The sequence below is a fragment of the Rhizobium anhuiense genome, from assembly GCF_003985145.1.
GTDB lineage: Bacteria > Pseudomonadota > Alphaproteobacteria > Rhizobiales > Rhizobiaceae > Rhizobium > Rhizobium anhuiense.
Map to the genome: position 1 here is coordinate 352,275 of NZ_ML133522.1, position 19,086 is coordinate 371,360.

Genomic DNA, 19,086 nt, shown 5'->3' on the forward strand with positions numbered 1-19,086 from the left:
GAAAACCGGCAGTTAAGCCAAGCCGGAACCGCTACGAAGGTGATCGAGATGACGACCCACTGGCCTATCGGGCTTGTGGCGAATTCGGGCATTCATCGGCTTTCCCCATCATTTCGCCGCCCCGGTGTAGCCGCTGGGAAGGTGCGCAGTCCGGCCGCAGGCGATCCGCCTTCGTGTCCGTCGAGCTTTCGGGACCGGCATTGCTGGCGGTCCTCCAAGGGGCGTTGGGTGTTGCCTCAGGCACGCCAATTGCTTGTTTCAGATCGAAAACAGCGCCTCGCGGCGCTTAAACAGGAGAGGGAAATGAAAAACACTGCTCTGAAAAGCTTCCTGCTTGCATCCAGCCTGCTGACGTCAGCAGGCCTCGTCCATGCCGCCGACGTCACGCTGACGATCGAAAGCTGGCGCAATGACGACCTGCAGATCTGGCAGGAGAAGATCATCCCGGCCTTCGAAGCCAAGAACCCGGGCATCAAACTCGTCTTCTCGCCGACAGCACCGACCGAATACGATGCTGCAACGTCTGCCAAGATCGATGCCGGCAGCGCCGGCGACATCATCACCTGCCGTCCCTTCGACAAGTCGCTGGCCCTGTTCAAGAGCGGCAACTTGACGAGCCTGAATGATCTGCCGGGTATGGAGAACTTCTCGCCGGTCGCAAAGGCCGCCTGGACGACCGACGACGGCAAGTCGACCTTCTGCGTGCCGATGGCTTCGGTCATCCACGGCTTCATCTACAACAAGGATGCCTTCGACAAGCTCGGCATCTCGGTGCCGAAGACGCAGGACGAGTTCTACGCAGCGCTCGACAAGATCAAGGCCGACGGCACCTACATCCCGCTCGCCATGGGCACGAAGGACCTCTGGGAAGCCGCCACCATGGGCTACCAGAACATCGGCCCGAACTACTGGAAGGGTGAGGACGGCCGCGCCGCCCTGATCGCCGGCAAGCAGAAGCTGACCGACGCCGACTGGGTCAAGCCCTATGAAGAGCTTGCCAAGTGGAAGCCCTATCTCGGCGACGGCTTCGAAGCTCAGACCTACTCCGACAGCCAGAACCTCTTCACGCTCGGCCGTGCCGCGATCTACCCGGCCGGCTCGTGGGAAATCGCGCTGTTCAACAGCCAGGCACAGTTCAAGATGGGCGCCTTCCCGCCGCCGGTTCCAAAGGCTGGCGACACGGGCTACATCTCCGACCATCCTGACATTGCGGTCGGCCTGAACGCGAAGAGCGCGCATGCTGAGGAAGCCAAGAAGTTCCTCACTTGGGTTGCTTCGCCTGAGTTCGCCGATATCTACGCCAACGCGCTGCCGGGCTTCTTCAGCCTGAACTCCAACCCGGTCAAGATGTCCGATCCGCTCGCTCAGGAATTCGTTTCCTGGCGCGGCCCGTACAAGTCGACGGTGCGCTCGACCTATCAGATCCTGTCGCGCGGCACGCCGAACCTCGAAAACGAGACCTGGGTCGAATCGGCCAACGTCATCAACGGCACGGATACGCCGGCGGTTGCTGCCGAAAAGCTCCAGAAGGGCCTCGACAGCTGGTACAAGCCGGCCAAGTGATGTGATCAGGGGCGGCGTTTGCTGCCCCTCATCCAGCCTGCCGGCCACCTTCTCCCCGCGTGCGGGGAGAAGGAGATTCGCAGCGACCTCCCAGCCCGACATAGCATCCCAGCAGGGCGTTCCTTTCTTCCCAGGTGGTGGAGAGTCCGGGTGAGGCGCAACGTTTTCCACCTGTGCTGCCCTTGCAGCCAGTCGACATGAACAGGCAAAAGCCATGAGCGAAACCAACAACGCGGCCGATATCGTCCCGCTCAAGCGCCCGGTGCGCTGGCACATTTTCGTCTTCATGCTGCCAGCCCTGATCGTCTATTCCGCCGTCATGGTGCTGCCGCTCATCGAAACCCTCCGGCTGTCGCTTTACAATATGGTCGACGGGCAGCCGGCCTTCGTCGGACTGGCGAATTTCAAGGTGCTGTTCGGCGATGCGCGCTGGGCGCGCGATTTCTGGAATGCCCTTGTCAATAACCTGATCTTCTTTGCCATCCACATGTGCGTGCAGAACCCGATCGGCGTGGCGCTTGCCGCCCTGCTTTCGGTGCCGAAACTGCGCGGCGTTGCCTTCTACCGCACGGCGATGTTCCTGCCGACGCTCTTGTCCTTCGTCATCGTCGGCTTCATCTGGAAACTGATCCTCTCGCCGATCTGGGGCGTGGCGCCCTGGATGCTCGATCTCATCGGCTTGAAATTCCTGTTCGCGCCCTGGCTCGGCAAGTCCGGTTCGGCGCTGATCGCGGTGTCGCTGATCTCGAACTGGCAATATATCGGCATTCCGATGATGCTGATCTATGCCGCACTTCTCAGCATCCCTGAAGAGGTGATCGAGGCGGCCGAATGCGACGGCATTACCGGCTGGGCGCAATTCTGGAAGATCAAGCTGCCGCTCATCCTGCCGGCGATCGGCATCATCTCGATCCTGACCTTCGTCGGCAATTTCAACGCCTTCGATCTGATCTACACCGTGCAGGGGGCGCTCGCCGGGCCTGACATGTCGACCGACATTCTCGGCACCTTGCTCTACCGCACCTTTTTCGGTTTCCAGCTTCAGCTCGGCGACCGCTCGATGGGCGCGACGATCGCTACGGTGATGTTCCTCATCATTCTCGCCGGCGTCTCGCTTTATCTCTTCGTCATCCAGCGGCGCATGCGTCGCTACCAGTTCTGAGGAGCGCGCATGTCCAAGGCACGCACATCTCCCATCCGCACCGGCCTCGTGCATCTGGCGCTGAGCGCCTATACGCTGGTCGCGTTGTTTCCGGTGTTTCTGACCATCGTCAACTCGTTCAAGGATCGCGCTTCGATCTTCCGCGAGCCGCTGATGATCCCGACGCCGTCGACCTTCAGCCTTGTCGGCTATCAGACGGTGCTGGGGCAGGGCGATTTCGCCACCTATTTCCAGAACAGCTTCATCGTCACGATCGTCTCGATCCTGCTGGTGCTGCTCTTCGGCGCCATGGCGGCCTTCGCCCTGTCGGAATATCGTTTCCGCGGCAATACGCTGCTCGGGCTCTATATGGCGATCGGCATCATGATCCCGATCCGTCTCGGCACGGTGGCGATCCTGCAGGGCATGGTGGCGGCCGGCCTCGTCAACACGCTGACGGCGCTGATCCTCGTCTATACCGCGCAGGGCATACCGCTGGCGATTTTCATCCTGTCGGAATTCATGCGCACGGTTTCGGATGACCTCAAGAATGCCGGGCGCATCGATGGGCTTTCCGAATATGCGATCTTCTTCCGGCTGGTGCTGCCACTGGTGCGCCCGGCCATGGCGACGGTCGCCGTCTTCACGATGATCCCGATCTGGAACGACCTCTGGTTCCCGCTGATCCTGGCGCCGTCGGAGGCCACCAAGACGGTGACGCTCGGCTCGCAGATCTTCATCGGCCAGTTCGTCACCAACTGGAATGCGGTGCTGGCGGCGCTGTCGCTGGCGATCCTGCCGATCCTCGTCCTCTACGTCATCTTCTCGCGGCAGCTGATCCGCGGCATCACGTCAGGAGCCGTCAAGTGACCGTAAAACCGATCCGCGTCCTCGTTGCCGGCCTCGGCAATATGGGCCGCAGCCATGCGCTCGCCTATCACAACAATCCAGGCTTCGAGATCGTTGGTCTCGTCAACCGCTCGACGCCGAAGCTGGAGCCCGAGCTGCAGGGCTATACGATCCATCCCGACTTCATGACGGCGCTCGCCGAGCTGAAGCCGGACCTCTGCTCGATCAACACCTATTCCGACAGCCATGCCGATTATGCCGTCGCCGCCTTCGAGGCCGGCTGCGACGTCTTCGTCGAAAAACCGCTGGCGACCACCGTCGCCGATGCCGAGCGCGTGGTCGCGGCGGCTGGGAAGGCCGGGCGCAAGCTGGTGATCGGTTATATTCTTCGCCATCACCCTTCCTGGATGAAGCTGATCGAGGAGGCGCGCAAGCTCGGCCCGCCTTACGTCTTCCGCATGAACCTCAACCAACAGTCCAGCGGCCCGACCTGGGCGACGCACAAGTCGCTGATGCGCACCACCTCGCCGATCGTCGATTGCGGCGTGCATTATGTCGACGTCATGTGCCAGATCACTGATGCCAGGGCTGTCGAGGTGCGCGGCATGGGGCTGCGCATGTCCGACGAGATTGCCGCCGACATGTATAATTACGGTCACCTGCAGGTGCTGTTCGAGGACGGTTCGGTCGGCTGGTACGAAGCCGGTTGGGGACCGATGATCTCGGAGACCGCCTTCTTCGTGAAGGACGTGATGTCGCCGAAGGGTGCGGTTTCCATTGTCATGGATCCGAACGCCAAGTCCGACGATATCGACACGCACACCAAGACCTCCGTGATCCGTCTGCACACGGCCGAGACCGGCGCGGACGGCAAGTTCATCCGGCCCGACCAGGATATGAGGATGACCGGCGAGCCCGGCCATCAGGCGCTTTGCGACCTGGAACAGGCCTTCATGCTGAGGGCGATCCGCGAGGATCTGAACCTCGACCGCCATATGGCGGATGCGGTGGCATCGCTGCGCATCTGCCTTGCCGCCGACGAGAGCGTGCGTACCGGCCAGCCGGTCAGATTGTAAGGGAAAGACAGTGGGATCGCTTCAACTCAAATCCATCCGCAAGACCTACGGCACGCATGAAGTGCTGAAAGGCATCGACCTCGAAGTCAAGGACGGTGAATTCGTCATCTTCGTCGGTCCGTCGGGCTGCGGGAAGTCGACGCTGCTGCGCAGCATTGCCGGTCTCGAGGACGTCACGTCGGGCGCCGTCGTCATCAACGGCCGCGACGAGACGCTGACGCCGCCGGCCAGGCGCGGAATCGCCATGGTGTTCCAGTCCTACGCGCTCTATCCGCATCTGACGGTCAAGGACAATATGGGGCTCGGCCTCAAGCAGGCCGGCACCGCAAAGGACGAGATCGAAAAGCGTGTCAGCAAGGCATCCGGCATGCTGTCGCTGGAGCCATATCTGGCGCGGCGGCCGGCCGAGCTCTCCGGCGGCCAGCGCCAGCGTGTCGCGATCGGCCGCGCCATCGTGCGCGAACCGGAACTCTTCCTGTTCGACGAACCGTTGTCGAACCTCGATGCGGCGCTACGCGTCCAGACCCGCCTCGAAATCGCCCGGCTGCACCGCAGCCTGAAGGCGACGATGATCTATGTGACCCACGATCAGGTCGAGGCGATGACGCTTGCCGACAAGATCGTCGTGTTGAATGCCGGCGCGATCGAACAGATCGGTTCGCCGATGGAGCTTTACAACCGTCCGGCCAATGTCTTCGTCGCCGGCTTCATCGGCTCACCGCAGATGAATTTCATCGCGGCCGAGAAGGTTGGCGATCACAGCGCCAAGACGATCGGCGTGCGGCCCGAACACATGACGCTGTCGCGTGAGCAGGGGAGTTGGGCGGCGAAGGTCGTGCATGTCGAGCATCTCGGCGCCGATACGATCATCTATCTGGAGTCCGACCAGTGCGGCCTGCTGACGGCACGCCTGTTCGGCGAGCATCAGTACGAGCCCGACGAGATCCTCTATGCGACGCCGGATCAGGCGCGTGTCCACCGCTTCGATGTCGACGACCAGGCGATCCGCTGAGGGCATGATAGAACGAAAAAGCCCCGTGTTGCGGGGCCTTTCACTTCCCGTTGGCGTGCAAGAGTTCGATCAGCCAAGCACGGGCCGCATGAAGCTACGTTCATAGCTGACGATACTGCGGTTGCGTTTGTCGAGTTCGAAAGCGGCCTGACATTCCGGATCACTCGCCATGCGCGTGCGATAGTCCTCATAGGCGGCAAGGCTCGGGAAGGAAAACAAGGCAACGGCAATGTCGTTGGCGCCTTCGGATGGCAGGAAATAACCGTGATGGGTGCCGCCCATCCTGTTGACGATCGGAATCCAGAGCCGGGCATATTCCTCGAATTCGGCAAGCTTGTACGGATCGATCACATAACGCAGGTGGCAGGTAATCATTGACATATCCCATTGCGTAAAACACCGAGCGGAGGGGTGCGGCTCATTTGGTTTGCTCACCTTCTGGCATCGCGTTGAGAGAGTTCAAGTGCTTTGCAGTGATGACAGCATCACGATTGCTGACGTGTCGGCCAGCCTGAAATGAAAAAGGCGCCGTTTCGCGGCGCCTTTTGCGTGAACGGTATCGGCGAAATCAGTCGCGGATGATCAGCAGGTCGGCCGCCATGAAGCGCAGCGTCACCGTTTCGCCGGCCTGCGGCGGGGTGATGCCCGGGCTGTTGAACATGTCGAAGGAGATGACGTTGCCGCCGACATTCATACGGGTGCGGATGACCGATCCCAGGAAGTGGGCCGAGACGACCTGGCCGGTTAGCGCCGTATCGCTTTTGACGTTGTCAGAGAGGGAACCGGCTTCCGGACGCAGCGCCAGCGAAATGGTTTCGCCAGCCTTGTGGGCGGCGACCGACTGCTTGAGCGTCACGCCCTGATCGCCGATCTGGATGCGGTTGGCGCCGGGGTCGATGACCTTGGCCTCGATGAGGTTCAACGTGCCGACGAAGGAGGCGACGAAGCGTGTCGCCGGCGTGTTGTAGATCTCGAAGGGCGAACCGATCTGGTCAGCCTTGCCGGCATTCATGACGACAATGCGGTCGGAGATCGACAGAGCTTCTTCCTGGTCGTGGGTGACGAAGACCGTGGTGATGCCGAGCTGCTGCTGGATCTGGCGGATTTCCTCGCGCAGCGACACGCGGATCTTGGCGTCGAGCGCGGAGAGCGGCTCGTCGAGCAGCAGCACCTGCGGCTTGACGGCAAGCGCGCGGGCAAGGGCGACACGCTGCTGCTGGCCGCCCGATAGCTGATAGGGGAAGCGGTCGGCCAGGTGATCGAGTTTGATCAGGCCGAGCATTTCCTTGACGCGGGCGTCAATCTCAGGCTTCGGCGCGCCGGCGACCTTGAGGCCGAAGGCGACATTGTCGTGCACGGTCATGTTGGGGAACAATGCATAGGCCTGGAAGACCATACCGATATTGCGCTGGTTCGGCTTCAGGGCGCTCTGGTCCTTGCCGTTGATGGTCAGCGTGCCGCCGGTCGGTGTCTCGAAGCCGGCGATCATGCGCAGAACAGTCGTCTTGCCGCAGCCTGACGGGCCGAGGAAGGAGATGAACTCACCCTTCTCGATGTTCATGTTGAAGTTCTTGACGACCTGAACCGGGCCGAAGGATTTCTGAATGTTGGTCAGTGTGAGAAAGGACATGAGCCAGTTACCTTAAGCCTTTGCCGGGCGGGCTTTACCGAAGCGGGAAACGAGGTTGAGCAGGCCCATGCTGAGCCAGGTGATCGAGAAGGCGATGACGGCGAGCGCCGAAGGCTCATAGGCCTTGTTTGCACCGACGAGCTGCAGATAGGGACCGAAAGCCGGACGGTTGAGCAGCGCGGCGAAGGTGAATTCGCCCATGACGATTGCCAGCGTGATGAAGGCGCCGGAGAGCACGCCGCTCATGACGTTGGGGAAAATGCACCTGAACATGATGGTCGTCCAGCGGGCGCCGAGACTTTCGGCCGCTTCCGTCAGCGTGCGGACGTCGATGGCGCGCATGGCGGTATCGACGGCGCGGTACATGTAGGGCAGGGACAGCGTGATATAGGAGAAGACCAGCAGGGCGTTGGTGCCGGTCGTCGAACCCGTCAGGGGCAGGTAGGACGACGAATTATACATCCTGAGGTAACCGAAGACGATGACGATCGCCGGAATGACAAGCGGCAGCAGCGTGATGAATTCGACGACGGGACGCATCTGCGGCAGGCGCAGCCGCACCCAATAGGCCGTCGGCACGACGAGCAGCATGCCGAAGACGATGGTGAATAACGCCATCAGCATGGAATAGCCGAAGGTCTCGCGGAACTGAATGTCTGAGAAGACCGATTCATAGGCATCGAGGCTGTATTCGCCGCGGCGCATGCGCAGCGAAAATTCGATCGTGCCGATCAACGGAATGACGAAATAGGATGCGCCCAGGATGACGGCGATCCAGGCCCCAAGACGTTGAGCTTTCATTTCTGCCACCGTTCGGCGCGCATGCGCAGCATGAGATAAAGGACGTTGGAGACGCCTGTAATGACGATCATGCCGAGCGCGATGGCGTAGCCGAGGTTGGCATTGTGCAGAACGTCGCCGCGGATCTGCGCATAAAGCAGGATCGGCACGATGTTCAGCGAGCTGCCGGTCAGCGCAAAGGCGGTGGCGATGGCGCCGAAGGCATTGGCGAAAAGCAGCAGCGTCGTGCCAAGCAGGCTCGGCCAGAGGATCGGAAGGGCAACCATCGTCCAATATTGGCGGTTGGTGGCGCCGAGGATCTGCGATGCCTCGCGCCATTCCTTCTTCATGCCGTCGAGGGCCGGCGTCAGGATCAGCACCATCAGCGGGATCTGGAAATACATGTAGGTGATGGTGAGGCCAAAGAAGGACAGCAGGTTGAAACCGGTGCCGTAGAGATTGAAGCCGAACCATTCGCGCAGGAAGATCGTCACAAGGCCGGTACGGCCGAGCGTTGCGAGAAAGGCGAAGGCGAGCGGCACGCCGGCGAAATTCGAGGCGACGCCGGAGAAGGTCAGCAGCGTCGAGCGCACGGAGGCGGGCAGGCCGCCGAGCACGACGGCCCAGGCGAGGAAGAAGCCGATCAGCGCGCCGCCGAGAGCGGAGGCGACCGAGACGCGGATACTGATCCAGTAAGCGCTCATGATCGATGGCGTAAAGAGATCGCCGATATTCTTCAGCGTGAAATCGCCCTCGGGCGTCAGGAATGCGCCCGCCACAAGATAGAGCGTGGGGATGATCAGGAATAGCAGGGAGAAAATGATGAAGGGTGCAATGCCCAGCCAGTCGATCACACGGTCTTTGTTGATCAAGGGGGCACTGCTCGCCATCGGCGTAGAAACGGTGCTCATGGAAAAGCTCATCCTGGGGCGTCGGAGTAACAAAACCTCCCCGCCTTGCGGCGGGGAGGCAGGAGCAGAGATTACTTGACGTTGGCGCCGACGACGGAATCCCAGTTCTTGGTGATGGCTTCCTTGCCGGCGGCCTGCTCTTCGAGCGTCGGGAAGACGGCCTTTTCGTAGGCCGCTGCCGGCGGCAGCTTGTCGAGCAATTCCTTCGGGATCTTGTTGTTCTTGGCAAGATCGTTGAAGCGGATCGGGTGGCAATAGCCCTTCAGCCAGCCGAGCTGACCTTCGTCGGAATAGAGGTATTCCATCCAGAGCTTGGCAGCGTTCGGGTGCGGAGCGAAGGCAGAAATCGCCTGAACGTAAACGCCGGCAACGACGCCGGTCTTGGGAACGACAACCTCGAACGGAGGATTGCCCTTCAGGCCTTCGCCCCAGGACATCGCGTTGTAGTCCCAGGCGACGATGATCGGCGTGGAGCCCTGCGCGAAGGGAGCAGCCTTGCCGACGACCGGCACGAAATTGCCGTTCTTGTTGAGCTCGGCGAAGAACTTCAGACCTTCTTCACCTGCCTTGGCTGCGTCACCGCCAGATGCGGAAAGACCGGCGGCATAGACGCCCTGGACAGCCTGGTTGGCCGTGCGCGGGTCGCCTGCCAGCGCGACGCTGTTTGCGTAGTCGCTCTTTTTCAGATCGGGCCAATCGGCCGGCGATTCCTTGACGAGATCCTTGTTCACGAGGAACGAGAGAACGCCGTAATAGTCGCCATACCAATAGCCTTCGGCGTCCTTGGCGGTATCCGGGATGGAATCCCAGGTAGAGACCTTATAAGGCTGGATCAGGCCGTCTTTCTTAGCGGACGGGCCAAAGGAGAGGCCGACGTCGATGACGTCAGGAGCCTGCGGGCCGGTATTGCCCTTGTTGGCCTTGATCGCTTCGATTTCGTCGCCGGAGCCGGCATCCGGGTTCAGTTCGTTGACCTCAAGACCGTATTTGGCCTTGAAGCCGGCAATGACGTCGCCGTAGCCGCACCAGTCGTGCGGAAGTGCGATGGTCGTCAGGGTGCCTTCCTTCTTGGCGGCGGCGATGAGTTCAGCGCTCGGCTCAGCGGCGGCAATCGCGGTCGAAGCCACGATCATCGCAGTAGAAAGCGACAGCAGTCGAGAAATGTTAGAGATCACTGTTGTTCTCCTTCGGGTTTTCAGTGTCTGGCGATGCTGTTAATGAGCTTACATGAAGCTTGTATGACGTTTGGATGACGTTCATTTCACCTTGAATATCAGGCCTTTGCGACAAATATTCTATTTGCGACAGCGCGGTCTGTTTCCGTGAAAATCCGTCATTGTCTTTCTTCTGTTTAGTCTTGTCCTCCTAACCCGGTTTACGGAAAAGCCTGGTCTGCTCAAACAGGCCTTCCAGCGTCTTCATGCGCTCCTTCGTCTCGTCCCAGGTCGAATTCTGAACGGCCTCGATCAGCGCTTCGACGATGAACAGGGTGACGACGGAGGAATCCCAGGCCGATGGCGCTTCGATCCGGACGCGGAAGGTATGTCTGGCGAGCTTGGCCGCGGGCGAGCCCCACTGGTCGGTGAAGACGACGATCTCGGCGCCGCGTTTGCGGGCGGCGGTGGCAAGGCTCACCATTTCCTGCTCGTAGCGGCGGATGTCGAAGATGATCAGGATGTCGCCGGCATTCATGTTGAGGACATATTGCGGCCAGCTGCTGGAATTCGACGACAGCAGCGTCGTTGCTGGCCGGATCACCTGCATGTGGGTGAAGAAATACTCGGCAAGCGCGCCGGTGATGCGGCCGCCGACGAAATAGAGGCCGCGTTTGCGGTCGGAGAGCAGCGAGGCGACGCTGTCGAAAGTCGCGGTGTCGAGATCGGTCAGCGTCTGGCGCAGATTGCCCATGATGGCATCGGCAAAGCGATTGAGGATATGGGTGCCCGGCGCGTTCTGCGCCCAGCGATCGTGCTTGGCGATGGGGTTCGAGATCGTCGCCTCGACCTCCTGATGCAGATGCGCCTGAAAGTCCGGATAGCCCTTGAAGCCGAGTTTCTGCACCATGCGCACGACGGTCGGCGTCGAGACGCCGGCATTCTCGGCGATCGTGGTGATGCTGCCGAGACCGGAAACCGGATAATTGTCGAGAAGGCTTTCGGCCAACTGCTTCTCGGCGCGCGTCAGCACCCCCAAATGCGAATGTATGACGTCCGAAACCGTCTTCGACGCAACTGTCACGTAACTATGCTCCCCGGGATGGTCTGGCGCCACTTTCCCACTCAAAGTTAACAACGCTGTCATAATCCATGTCAACTACTGTCATGAAAAGAAATTTTCAGTCGATGCTTGACAGTCATCGAAACCTGAAGAATTCTTTTCTTATAAGAATTTATTAATGGATAAGGAGTGGCGCTTTTGGTGCTGGCTCGACCGAACATCCTCAACGAAGCGGACGGCGACTGCGTCGGGATCGAGCGCATCCGTGGCGGGAGCCCGGTGCTCTTCGTCTGTGAGCATGCCTCCAGCACTCTTCCTGAACGTTTCGGTGATCTCGGTCTTTCGCGTGAAGCGCTCTCCAGCCATATTGCTTGGGATCCAGGCGCACTTGCGGTTGCCCGCATCCTATCCGACGCCCTTGACGCGACGCTCATCTATCAGCGGTTTTCACGGTTGATCTATGATTGCAACCGCCCACCCAGCTCGCCGGGGGCGATGCCCGAGACAAGCGAGATCTATGCCATTCCCGGTAACAAGGATTTGACCGCGGAAGAGCGGCTGGCGCGCACCGAGGCGCTCTACGTGCCTTTTCACGATGCCGTTCGTGGATTGATCCGTGACCGTCGGGCGCGGGGCCAAGACAGCATCATCGTGACGATGCACAGTTTCACGCCGGTCTATCACGGCCGAGAGCGGGCCGTCGAACTCGGCATATTGCACGACAAGGACAGTCGGCTGGCCGACGGCATGCTGAAAGCTGCCGCTGAGGCACCGCTCTTCAGGACGGAACGCAACGAGCCTTACGGACCCGAGGATGGCGTAACCCACACGCTGATCCTGCACGGGCTTTCGAACGGGATTCGCAATGTTATGATCGAGGTCCGAAACGATCTCATCGCAAACGATGCCGGCCAAAGGGTCATGGCCGACTATCTAAAGGGGCTGCTCCAGCAAAGCCTGGACGCCCAATAAAAAGACCCGAGGGAGCAGTCTAACTGCGAACGTCTGTACGGCGCAAATGCCGCGGACAGTTGGCACTGAACCGGCCCGCAATCCCGCGGCCGATCGTGAACAGGGGGAAGTCATGTCGGATTATACCGAACTGGACAAGAAGCAGGATGTGCACATCCTGCATTCCATGGGCTATGCCCAGGAACTCGAACGACGCATGAGCTCGTTCTCGAATTTTGCCGTATCATTCTCCATCATCTGCATTCTGTCCGGCGGCATCAATTCGCTGGCGCAGGCGACCTCCGGTGCCGGCGGAGCGGCCATCGGCATCGGCTGGCCGGTCGGGTGCTTCATCTCGCTGGTCTTCGCCGTTGCCATGGCGCAGATCAGCTCCGCCTATCCGACGGCCGGTGGGCTCTATCACTGGGGTTCGATCCTCGGCAACCGCTTCACCGGCTGGCTGACCGCATGGTTCAACCTGCTCGGGCTCGTCACCGTGCTCGGCGCCATCAATGTCGGCACCTACTATTTCTTCATGGGCTCCTTCGGCACCACCTATCTCGGGCTGACGGATTCGACGGTAGTACGCATCGTCTTCCTCGTCATCATCACCGGTGCGCAGGCGCTCGTGAACCACATGGGCATCGGGCTGACAGCGAAGCTGACCGACTTTTCGGGCTATCTCATCTTCGCGAGCTCGATTGCGCTGGCAGTCGTCTGCCTTCTCGCGGCACCCTCGTATGAATTCGGCCGTCTCTTCACCTTCGCCAACTATTCCGGCGAAGTCGGCGGTAACGTCTGGCCCTCCACCTCGGGTACCTGGGTCTTCCTGCTCGGTCTGCTGCTGCCGATCTACACCATCACCGGCTATGACGCCTCCGCGCATACGTCGGAAGAGACCGTCAAGGCTGCTGAATCGGTCCCGCGCGGCATGGTCGCGTCGGTGCTGTGGTCGGCGCTTTTCGGTTATATCATGCTGTGCGCCTTCGTCCTGATGCTGCCGAACATGGACGATGCGGCAAAGCAGGGCTGGAACGTGTTCTTCTGGGCGATGGACAGCCAGGTCAACCCGATCGTCAAGGACATTCTCTACCTCGCCATCCTGGTCAGCCAGTGGCTGTGCGGTCTTGCGACCGTCACCTCGGTCTCTCGCATGATCTTCGCCTTCTCGCGTGACGGCGGTCTGCCGGCATCGAAGGCATTGTCGAAGGTCAGCCCGCAGTACCGCACGCCGGTAGCTGCGATCTGGACAGGCTCGATCTTATCGGTCCTGTTCGTCTGGGGCTCTTCGCTCGTTTCGATCGGCGACACGCCGGTCTACACGATCGTCGTCTCGTGCACCGTCATCTTCCTGTTCTTCTCCTTCGCGATTCCGATCACGCTCGGCCTCTTCGCCTGGGGTACATCGAAGTGGGACAAGATGGGTCCGTGGAACCTCGGCGAAGGCGTCTTCAAGCTCTTTGCCGTGCTGACGATCATCGCGATGATCCTGATCTTCATTCTCGGCATTCAACCTCCGAATGAATGGGCGCTCTATATCACCGTCGGCTTCCTCGTGGTCACCGGGATCGTCTGGTTCGGCTTCGAAAGCCGGCGCTTCAAGGGGCCGCCGATCGGCGCCGAAGTGGCAAAGCGTCAGGCCGAGATCGCGGCCGCCGAAGCGGCGGTCGGCGAGAGCGGCGAAAAGTAAGCATCGAGGCTTCCCTCTCAAATGGCGGGGCCGCATCCTGCGGCCCCATCACCGGTTCAACGAAAAGGCATCGGGCTGGGAGGTCCGGCCGAGCGTATGCGATTTCGTTGCCCCGATTTTCTCAATCCCAATTCAGGCGGATCAATCATGAGCAGCTACACGATCGACGATCTCAGGAAGGATGTTGCCGAAGGGCGCATCGACACGGTTCTGGCCTGCCAGGTGGACATGCAGGGCCGGCTGATGGGCAAGCGGTTCCAGGCGGAGTATTTCATCGAGAGCGCCTGGAAGGAAACGCACAGCTGCAACTACCTGATTGCCACGGACATGGAGATGGAGACGGTCTCCGGCTACAAGGCGACGAGTTGGGAGAAGGGTTACGGCGACTACACCATGAAGCCGGATCTGGCGACGCTGCGCCGCATTCCCTGGCTCGAAGGCACCGCGCTGGTGCTCTGCGACGTGCTCGACCATCATACGCATGAGGAGGTCGCCCACTCGCCGCGCGCGATCCTGAAGAAGCAGGTGAAGCGCCTCGAAGATATGGGCATGAAGGCCTATATGGCCTCCGAACTCGAGTTTTTCCTGTTCGACCAGACCTATGAGGCGGCACAGGCCTCGGGCTACCGCAACCTCAAGCTCGCCAGCGCCTATAACGAGGACTACCACATCTTCCAGACCACCAAGGAGGAAGAGGTGATGCGGGCGATCCGCACCGGGCTGCAAGGCGCCGGCATCCCGGTCGAGAACTCCAAGGGCGAGGCTTCGGCCGGCCAGGAAGAGATCAACGTGCGCTACGCCGATGCGCTCGCCATGGCCGACCGGCACGCGATCATCAAGAACGGCTGCAAGGAGATCGCCTGGTCGAAGGGCAAGGCCATCACATTCCTCGCCAAGTGGAACTACAACGCCGCCGGCAGTTCCTCGCACATCCACCAGTCGCTCTGGAGCCTGGAGGAGAAGCCGCTTTTCTTCGACCATACCGGCAAATATGGCATGTCGCCGCTGATGCACAATTACGTCGCCGGGCTTCTCGCCCATGCGAGCGAGATCACCTATTTCCTGGCGCCCTACATCAACTCCTACAAGCGCTTCATGGCCGGTACCTTTGCGCCGACCAAGGCGATCTGGAGCAAGGACAACCGTACCGCCGGCTATCGGCTCTGCGGCGAGGAGACCAAGGGAATCCGTATCGAGTGCCGCGTCGGCGGCTCCGATCTCAATCCCTATCTCGCCTTCGCCGCGCTGCTTGCGGCCGGCATTGACGGCATCGAGAACAAGCTGGAGCTCGAAGCCCCCTTCGTCGGCGACGCCTATGGCGGCAAGGGTGTCCGCGAAATCCCGCGCACGCTGCGCGCAGCCACGATTGAGATGACGGAATCGGCAATGCTGCGCAAAGCCTTCGGCGACGACGTTATCGACCATTACACCCGTACTGCCGAATGGGAGCAGGAAGAATACGATCGCCGTATCACCGACTGGGAAGTGGCGCGCGGTTTCGAAAGAGCTTAATAGGCAATCAGAGGCGGCTTGCCCCTCACGCTAACCGTTGCCGGGGTCGAGCCACTGGTCTCGACCCGTCCTTCGGACCCCCGCTTGCGGGGAGAGGGGACGTGCCCTGTGCGGGGTTTGCGGTTGGGGAAAACGGTGCTGTGTATTCCCTTCTCCCCGCGAGCGGGGAGAAGGTGCCGGCAGGCGGATGAGGGGCTATGGCCCTCGACGAAATTTTTGATCAATACGAGGACGGAAATCGATCATGGCAATGATCCAATGCATTTCACCGGTTGACGGGTCGGTCTATGCCGAACGCGCCGCACTTTCTCTCGATGCCGCCAAGGATGTGGTGGCGCGCGCCCGCAAGGCGCAGAAAGCCTGGGCGAAACGGCCGCTCGAAGAGCGCGTGCAGCTGGTGCTGAAGGGTGCTGCGCGGCTGAATGAGATGTCTGATGTCGTCGTCCCGGAGCTTGCCTGGCAGATGGGCCGGCCGGTCAAGTATGGCGGCGAATACAAAGGCTTTAACGAGCGCTCCAACTATGTCGCCTCCATCGCGGCGGATGCGCTGGCGCCTCTCGTCGTCGAGGAGAGCGAGCGTTTCGAGCGCCGCATCGAGCGCGAAGCCCATGGCGTCGTCTTCGTCGTCGCGCCGTGGAACTATCCCTATATGACGGCGATCAACACGATCGCGCCGGCGTTGATGGCCGGCAATACCGTGGTGCTGAAACATGCCTCGCAGACGCTTCTTGTCGGCGAACGGCTGGTGCAGGCCTTCATCGAGGCCGGCGTTCCCGAGGATGTGTTCCAGAACGTCTTTCTCGACCATGAGACCACGTCGGCGCTAATTGCCGCCGGCAGCTTCAATTTCGTCAATTTCACCGGATCGGTCGAAGGCGGGCGGTCGATGGAGCGGGCGGCCGCCGGCACCTTCACCGGCCTCGGTCTCGAACTCGGCGGCAAGGATCCGGGTTATGTCATGGAAGACGCCGATCTTGATGCGGCCGTCGATACGCTGATGGACGGCGCGACCTACAATTCCGGCCAGTGCTGCTGCGGCATCGAGCGCATCTATGTGCATAAATCGCTCTATGACGCCTTCGTCGAGAAATCGGTTGCCTGGGTGTCGAACTACAAGCTCGGCAATCCGCTCGATCCCGATACGTCGCTCGGGCCGATGGCAAATAAGCGCTTCGCCAAGGTGGTGCGCGAGCAGATTACTGACGCGGTTTCCAAGGGCGCCAAGGCGCTTGTCGATCCCAAGCTTTTCCCTCAGGATGACGGCGGCGCCTATCTCGCACCGCAGATCCTCGTCAATGTCGACCACTCCATGGCCTTCATGCGCGAAGAGACGTTCGGTCCGGCAGTCGGCATCATGAAGGTGAAGGGCGACGAGGAGGCACTCGCTTTAATGAACGACAGCCAGTACGGGCTGACGGCCTCGCTCTGGACCAGGGATGTCGAGCGGGCAGCGCGGCTTGGCCGCGCAATCGAAACCGGCACCGTTTTCATGAACCGCGCGGATTATCTCGACCCGGCGCTTTGCTGGACCGGCGTCAAGGAGACCGGCCGCGGTGGCTCGCTGTCGATCATCGGCTTCCAAAATCTGACGCGTCCGAAATCTTTCCATCTGAAGAAGGTCACAGCATGAGCAGCAACATCACCGCAAACTGGAGCTATCCGACATCGGTCAAGCTCGGCCGGGGCCGCATCACGGAACTGGCCGACGCCTGCAAGAGCCTCGGCATCAAGAAGCCACTGCTCGTCACCGACCGCGGCCTCGCCTCGATGGCGATCACCAAGACTGCGCTCGATATCCTCGAAGATGCCGGTCTCGGCCGGGCGATCTTCGCCGATGTCGATCCGAACCCCAATGAGAAGAACCTCGACGCCGGCGTCAAGGCTTTCAAGGACGGCGGACATGACGGTGTTGTCGCCTTCGGCGGCGGCTCCGGCCTCGATCTCGGCAAGTGCGTCGCCTTCATGGCCGGTCAGACGCGGCCGGTCTGGGACTTCGAAGATATTGGCGACTGGTGGACGCGTGCGAGCCTCGAGGGCATCGCCCCGATCGTCGCGGTGCCGACAACGGCCGGCACCGGTTCGGAAGTCGGGCGTGCCAGCGTCATCACCAATTCCGAAACCCATGTGAAGAAGATCATCTTCCATCCGAAGTTCCTGCCTGGCGTCGTCATCTCCGATCCGGAACTGACGGTCGGCATGCCGAAGATCATCACGGCCGGCACGGGCATGGACGCCTTTGCCCATTGCCTGGAGGCTTATTCCTCGCCCTTCTATCACCCGATGTCGGCCGGCATCGCGCTTGAAGGCATGCGGCTCGTCAAGGAGTTCCTGCCGCGCGCCTATAGGGAAGGCACAGACCTCGAAGCCCGTGCCAATATGATGTCTGCGGCCGCCATGGGCGCGGTTGCCTTCCAGAAGGGGCTCGGCGCCATCCACGCGCTGTCGCACCCGATCGGCGCCGTCTACAACACCCATCACGGCATGACCAATGCAGTCGTGATGCCGGCAGTGCTGCGCTTCAATCGCAAGGCGATCGAGGAGAAGATCGGCCGCGCCGCCGCCTATCTCGGCATTTCGGGCGGTTTCGACGGCTTTTACGACTATGTGCTGAAGCTCCGCTCCGAACTCGGGGTGCCGGAGACGCTGTCGGCGATGGGAATCGCGCCTGATCGTATCGATGAATTGTCGGCCATGGCGATCGAAGATCCGAGCGCCGGCGGCAACCCGGTCGCAATGACGCTCGAAAATACCAAAACTCTGTTCAAGGACTGCTTCTGACAATACGAGCGGACCAACTGACTGGCCGGAAAACCTTGGTTTTCCGGCCTTTTTTCATTCCGGCGGCATCCCCAATTTTAGGGATGTGAAAAATACCGGCTGCAATTTCGCCGCGCGTGTTTGGAATTTGTTAACCATGATTAGAAAGGATGGATTAACCGCACGATGCTCCCGAGGGTGCGTAAAAGAGCGATTCCGGCTCGCACCATCTCCTTCCGAGGACCGAACATGCCTGTCATCACATTCGCAAATACCAAGGGCGGCGCCGGCAAGACGACCGCTGTTCTCCTGCTCGCCACCGAGCTTGCCCGCAAAGGCTATCGCGTCACCATTCTCGACGCCGATCCGCAGCACTGGATTTCGCGCTGGCACGAAATATCGGGTCATGTTCCCAATCTTTCGGTGATCGATTTCGTGACCACCGCCTCGCTGCCGCAGCATATCAGCGAGAACAAGCACAATACCGACTATTTCATCGTCGACCTGCCGGGTGCGCGCAATCCGCTGCTTGCGACAGCCGTCGGCCTTTCCGACCATGTGCTGATCCCGATCCAGGGCTGTGCGATGGATGCACGCGGCGGCGCGCAGGTGCTCGAGCTGCTGCAATATCTGGACGAGAAGGCCGGCATCAAGATCGGCCATTCGGTGGTGCTCACCCGCGTCAACTCGATGGTGACGACGCGGGCGCTGCAACTCGTCAAGTCGCTACTCAGCGAACGGCATGTGCCGGTGCTGGACACCGCAATTATCGAACGCTCCGCCTTCCGCGACATCTTCGACTGTGGCGGCACGCTGCACACGATCGACCCCACGCGCGTCAGCAATCTCGACAAGGCGCGTGAAAACGCCACCTGTTTTGCCGAGGAAATGATGCGCAAGCTGCCGGTCAGGCTGACCGCCTCCGCCCGCATGGGAAACCCGCTGGTCCGCTCGGCGGCCTGATTTCCCCGTGATGAAACGAAAAGGCCGCCGGAGC

Annotated in this window: 17 protein-coding genes; 11 read left to right on the forward strand and 6 right to left on the reverse strand. The window is 60.8% G+C overall.

The window, feature by feature from the left end; genetic code table 11:
- Positions 1-303: 303 nt before the first annotated feature.
- The 5 genes from EEQ99_RS07805 (at position 304) to EEQ99_RS07825 (ending at position 5,641) form a co-directional block, all read left to right on the forward strand.
- The gene (locus EEQ99_RS07805; protein ID WP_047611009.1) at positions 304-1,563 is read left to right on the forward strand and encodes an ABC transporter substrate-binding protein; all 1,260 of its coding nucleotides are present in this window, start codon (positions 304-306) and stop codon (positions 1,561-1,563) included.
- Positions 1,564-1,777: 214 nt separating this feature from the next.
- Entirely contained in the window at positions 1,778-2,725 is a 948-nt protein-coding gene (locus tag EEQ99_RS07810) for a carbohydrate ABC transporter permease (protein WP_028755804.1), read from the forward strand.
- Positions 2,726-2,734: 9 nt separating this feature from the next.
- Entirely contained in the window at positions 2,735-3,574 is an 840-nt protein-coding gene (locus EEQ99_RS07815; RefSeq protein ID WP_028755805.1) for a carbohydrate ABC transporter permease, read from the forward strand.
- Complete coding sequence (locus EEQ99_RS07820; protein ID WP_028755806.1) at positions 3,571-4,629, forward strand: Gfo/Idh/MocA family protein; 1,059 nt, start codon at positions 3,571-3,573, stop codon at positions 4,627-4,629. Before EEQ99_RS07815 ends, EEQ99_RS07820 begins: the two co-directional genes overlap by 4 nt.
- A 10-nt stretch (positions 4,630-4,639) precedes the next feature.
- The gene (locus tag EEQ99_RS07825; RefSeq protein ID WP_127430208.1) at positions 4,640-5,641 is read left to right on the forward strand and encodes an ABC transporter ATP-binding protein; all 1,002 of its coding nucleotides are present in this window, start codon (positions 4,640-4,642) and stop codon (positions 5,639-5,641) included.
- A 69-nt stretch (positions 5,642-5,710) separates the two neighbouring features.
- Here the strand turns inward: EEQ99_RS07825 and EEQ99_RS07830 are convergent, their stop codons facing one another.
- From EEQ99_RS07830 to EEQ99_RS07855, 6 genes are all read right to left on the reverse strand, one after another.
- Entirely contained in the window at positions 5,711-6,016 is a 306-nt protein-coding gene (locus EEQ99_RS07830; protein WP_028755808.1) for an NIPSNAP family protein, read from the reverse strand.
- 193 nt (positions 6,017-6,209) lie between these two features.
- The gene (locus EEQ99_RS07835) at positions 6,210-7,271 is read right to left on the reverse strand and encodes an ABC transporter ATP-binding protein (RefSeq protein ID WP_028755809.1); all 1,062 of its coding nucleotides are present in this window, start codon (positions 7,269-7,271) and stop codon (positions 6,210-6,212) included.
- A gap of 12 nt (positions 7,272-7,283) precedes the next feature.
- The gene (locus EEQ99_RS07840) at positions 7,284-8,072 is read right to left on the reverse strand and encodes an ABC transporter permease (protein ID WP_029867940.1); all 789 of its coding nucleotides are present in this window, start codon (positions 8,070-8,072) and stop codon (positions 7,284-7,286) included.
- Complete coding sequence (locus EEQ99_RS07845; protein WP_028755810.1) at positions 8,069-8,962, reverse strand: ABC transporter permease; 894 nt, start codon at positions 8,960-8,962, stop codon at positions 8,069-8,071. Before EEQ99_RS07845 ends, EEQ99_RS07840 begins: the two co-directional genes overlap by 4 nt.
- 71 nt (positions 8,963-9,033) lie before the next feature.
- The gene (locus tag EEQ99_RS07850; RefSeq protein ID WP_028755811.1) at positions 9,034-10,137 is read right to left on the reverse strand and encodes an ABC transporter substrate-binding protein; all 1,104 of its coding nucleotides are present in this window, start codon (positions 10,135-10,137) and stop codon (positions 9,034-9,036) included.
- 190 nt (positions 10,138-10,327) lie between these two features.
- Positions 10,328-11,200, reverse strand: a complete 873-nt coding sequence (locus EEQ99_RS07855) for a MurR/RpiR family transcriptional regulator (RefSeq protein ID WP_028755812.1) — start codon at positions 11,198-11,200, stop codon at positions 10,328-10,330.
- A gap of 177 nt (positions 11,201-11,377) precedes the next feature.
- Here EEQ99_RS07855 and EEQ99_RS07860 point away from each other — a divergent pair, with 177 nt between their 5' ends.
- The 6 genes from EEQ99_RS07860 (at position 11,378) to EEQ99_RS07885 (ending at position 19,052) form a co-directional block, all read left to right on the forward strand.
- Positions 11,378-12,151, forward strand: coding sequence for an N-formylglutamate amidohydrolase (locus EEQ99_RS07860; RefSeq protein ID WP_127430357.1), 774 nt, complete (start codon positions 11,378-11,380; stop codon positions 12,149-12,151).
- Between the two features lie 112 nt (positions 12,152-12,263).
- Complete coding sequence (locus EEQ99_RS07865; protein ID WP_028755814.1) at positions 12,264-13,820, forward strand: amino acid permease; 1,557 nt, start codon at positions 12,264-12,266, stop codon at positions 13,818-13,820.
- Positions 13,821-13,967: 147 nt separating this feature from the next.
- Positions 13,968-15,332, forward strand: a complete 1,365-nt coding sequence (locus EEQ99_RS07870) for a glutamine synthetase family protein (protein ID WP_028755815.1) — start codon at positions 13,968-13,970, stop codon at positions 15,330-15,332.
- Between the two features lie 244 nt (positions 15,333-15,576).
- Entirely contained in the window at positions 15,577-16,962 is a 1,386-nt protein-coding gene (locus EEQ99_RS07875; RefSeq protein WP_028755816.1) for an aldehyde dehydrogenase family protein, read from the forward strand.
- A complete protein-coding gene (locus EEQ99_RS07880; protein WP_029867941.1) occupies positions 16,959-18,110 on the forward strand; it encodes an iron-containing alcohol dehydrogenase in 1,152 nt (383 codons plus the stop codon). The genes EEQ99_RS07875 and EEQ99_RS07880 overlap by 4 nt, the downstream gene beginning before the upstream one ends.
- A 228-nt stretch (positions 18,111-18,338) precedes the next feature.
- A complete protein-coding gene (locus EEQ99_RS07885; RefSeq protein WP_028755818.1) occupies positions 18,339-19,052 on the forward strand; it encodes a ParA family protein in 714 nt (237 codons plus the stop codon).
- The last annotated feature ends 34 nt before the right edge of the window (positions 19,053-19,086 follow it).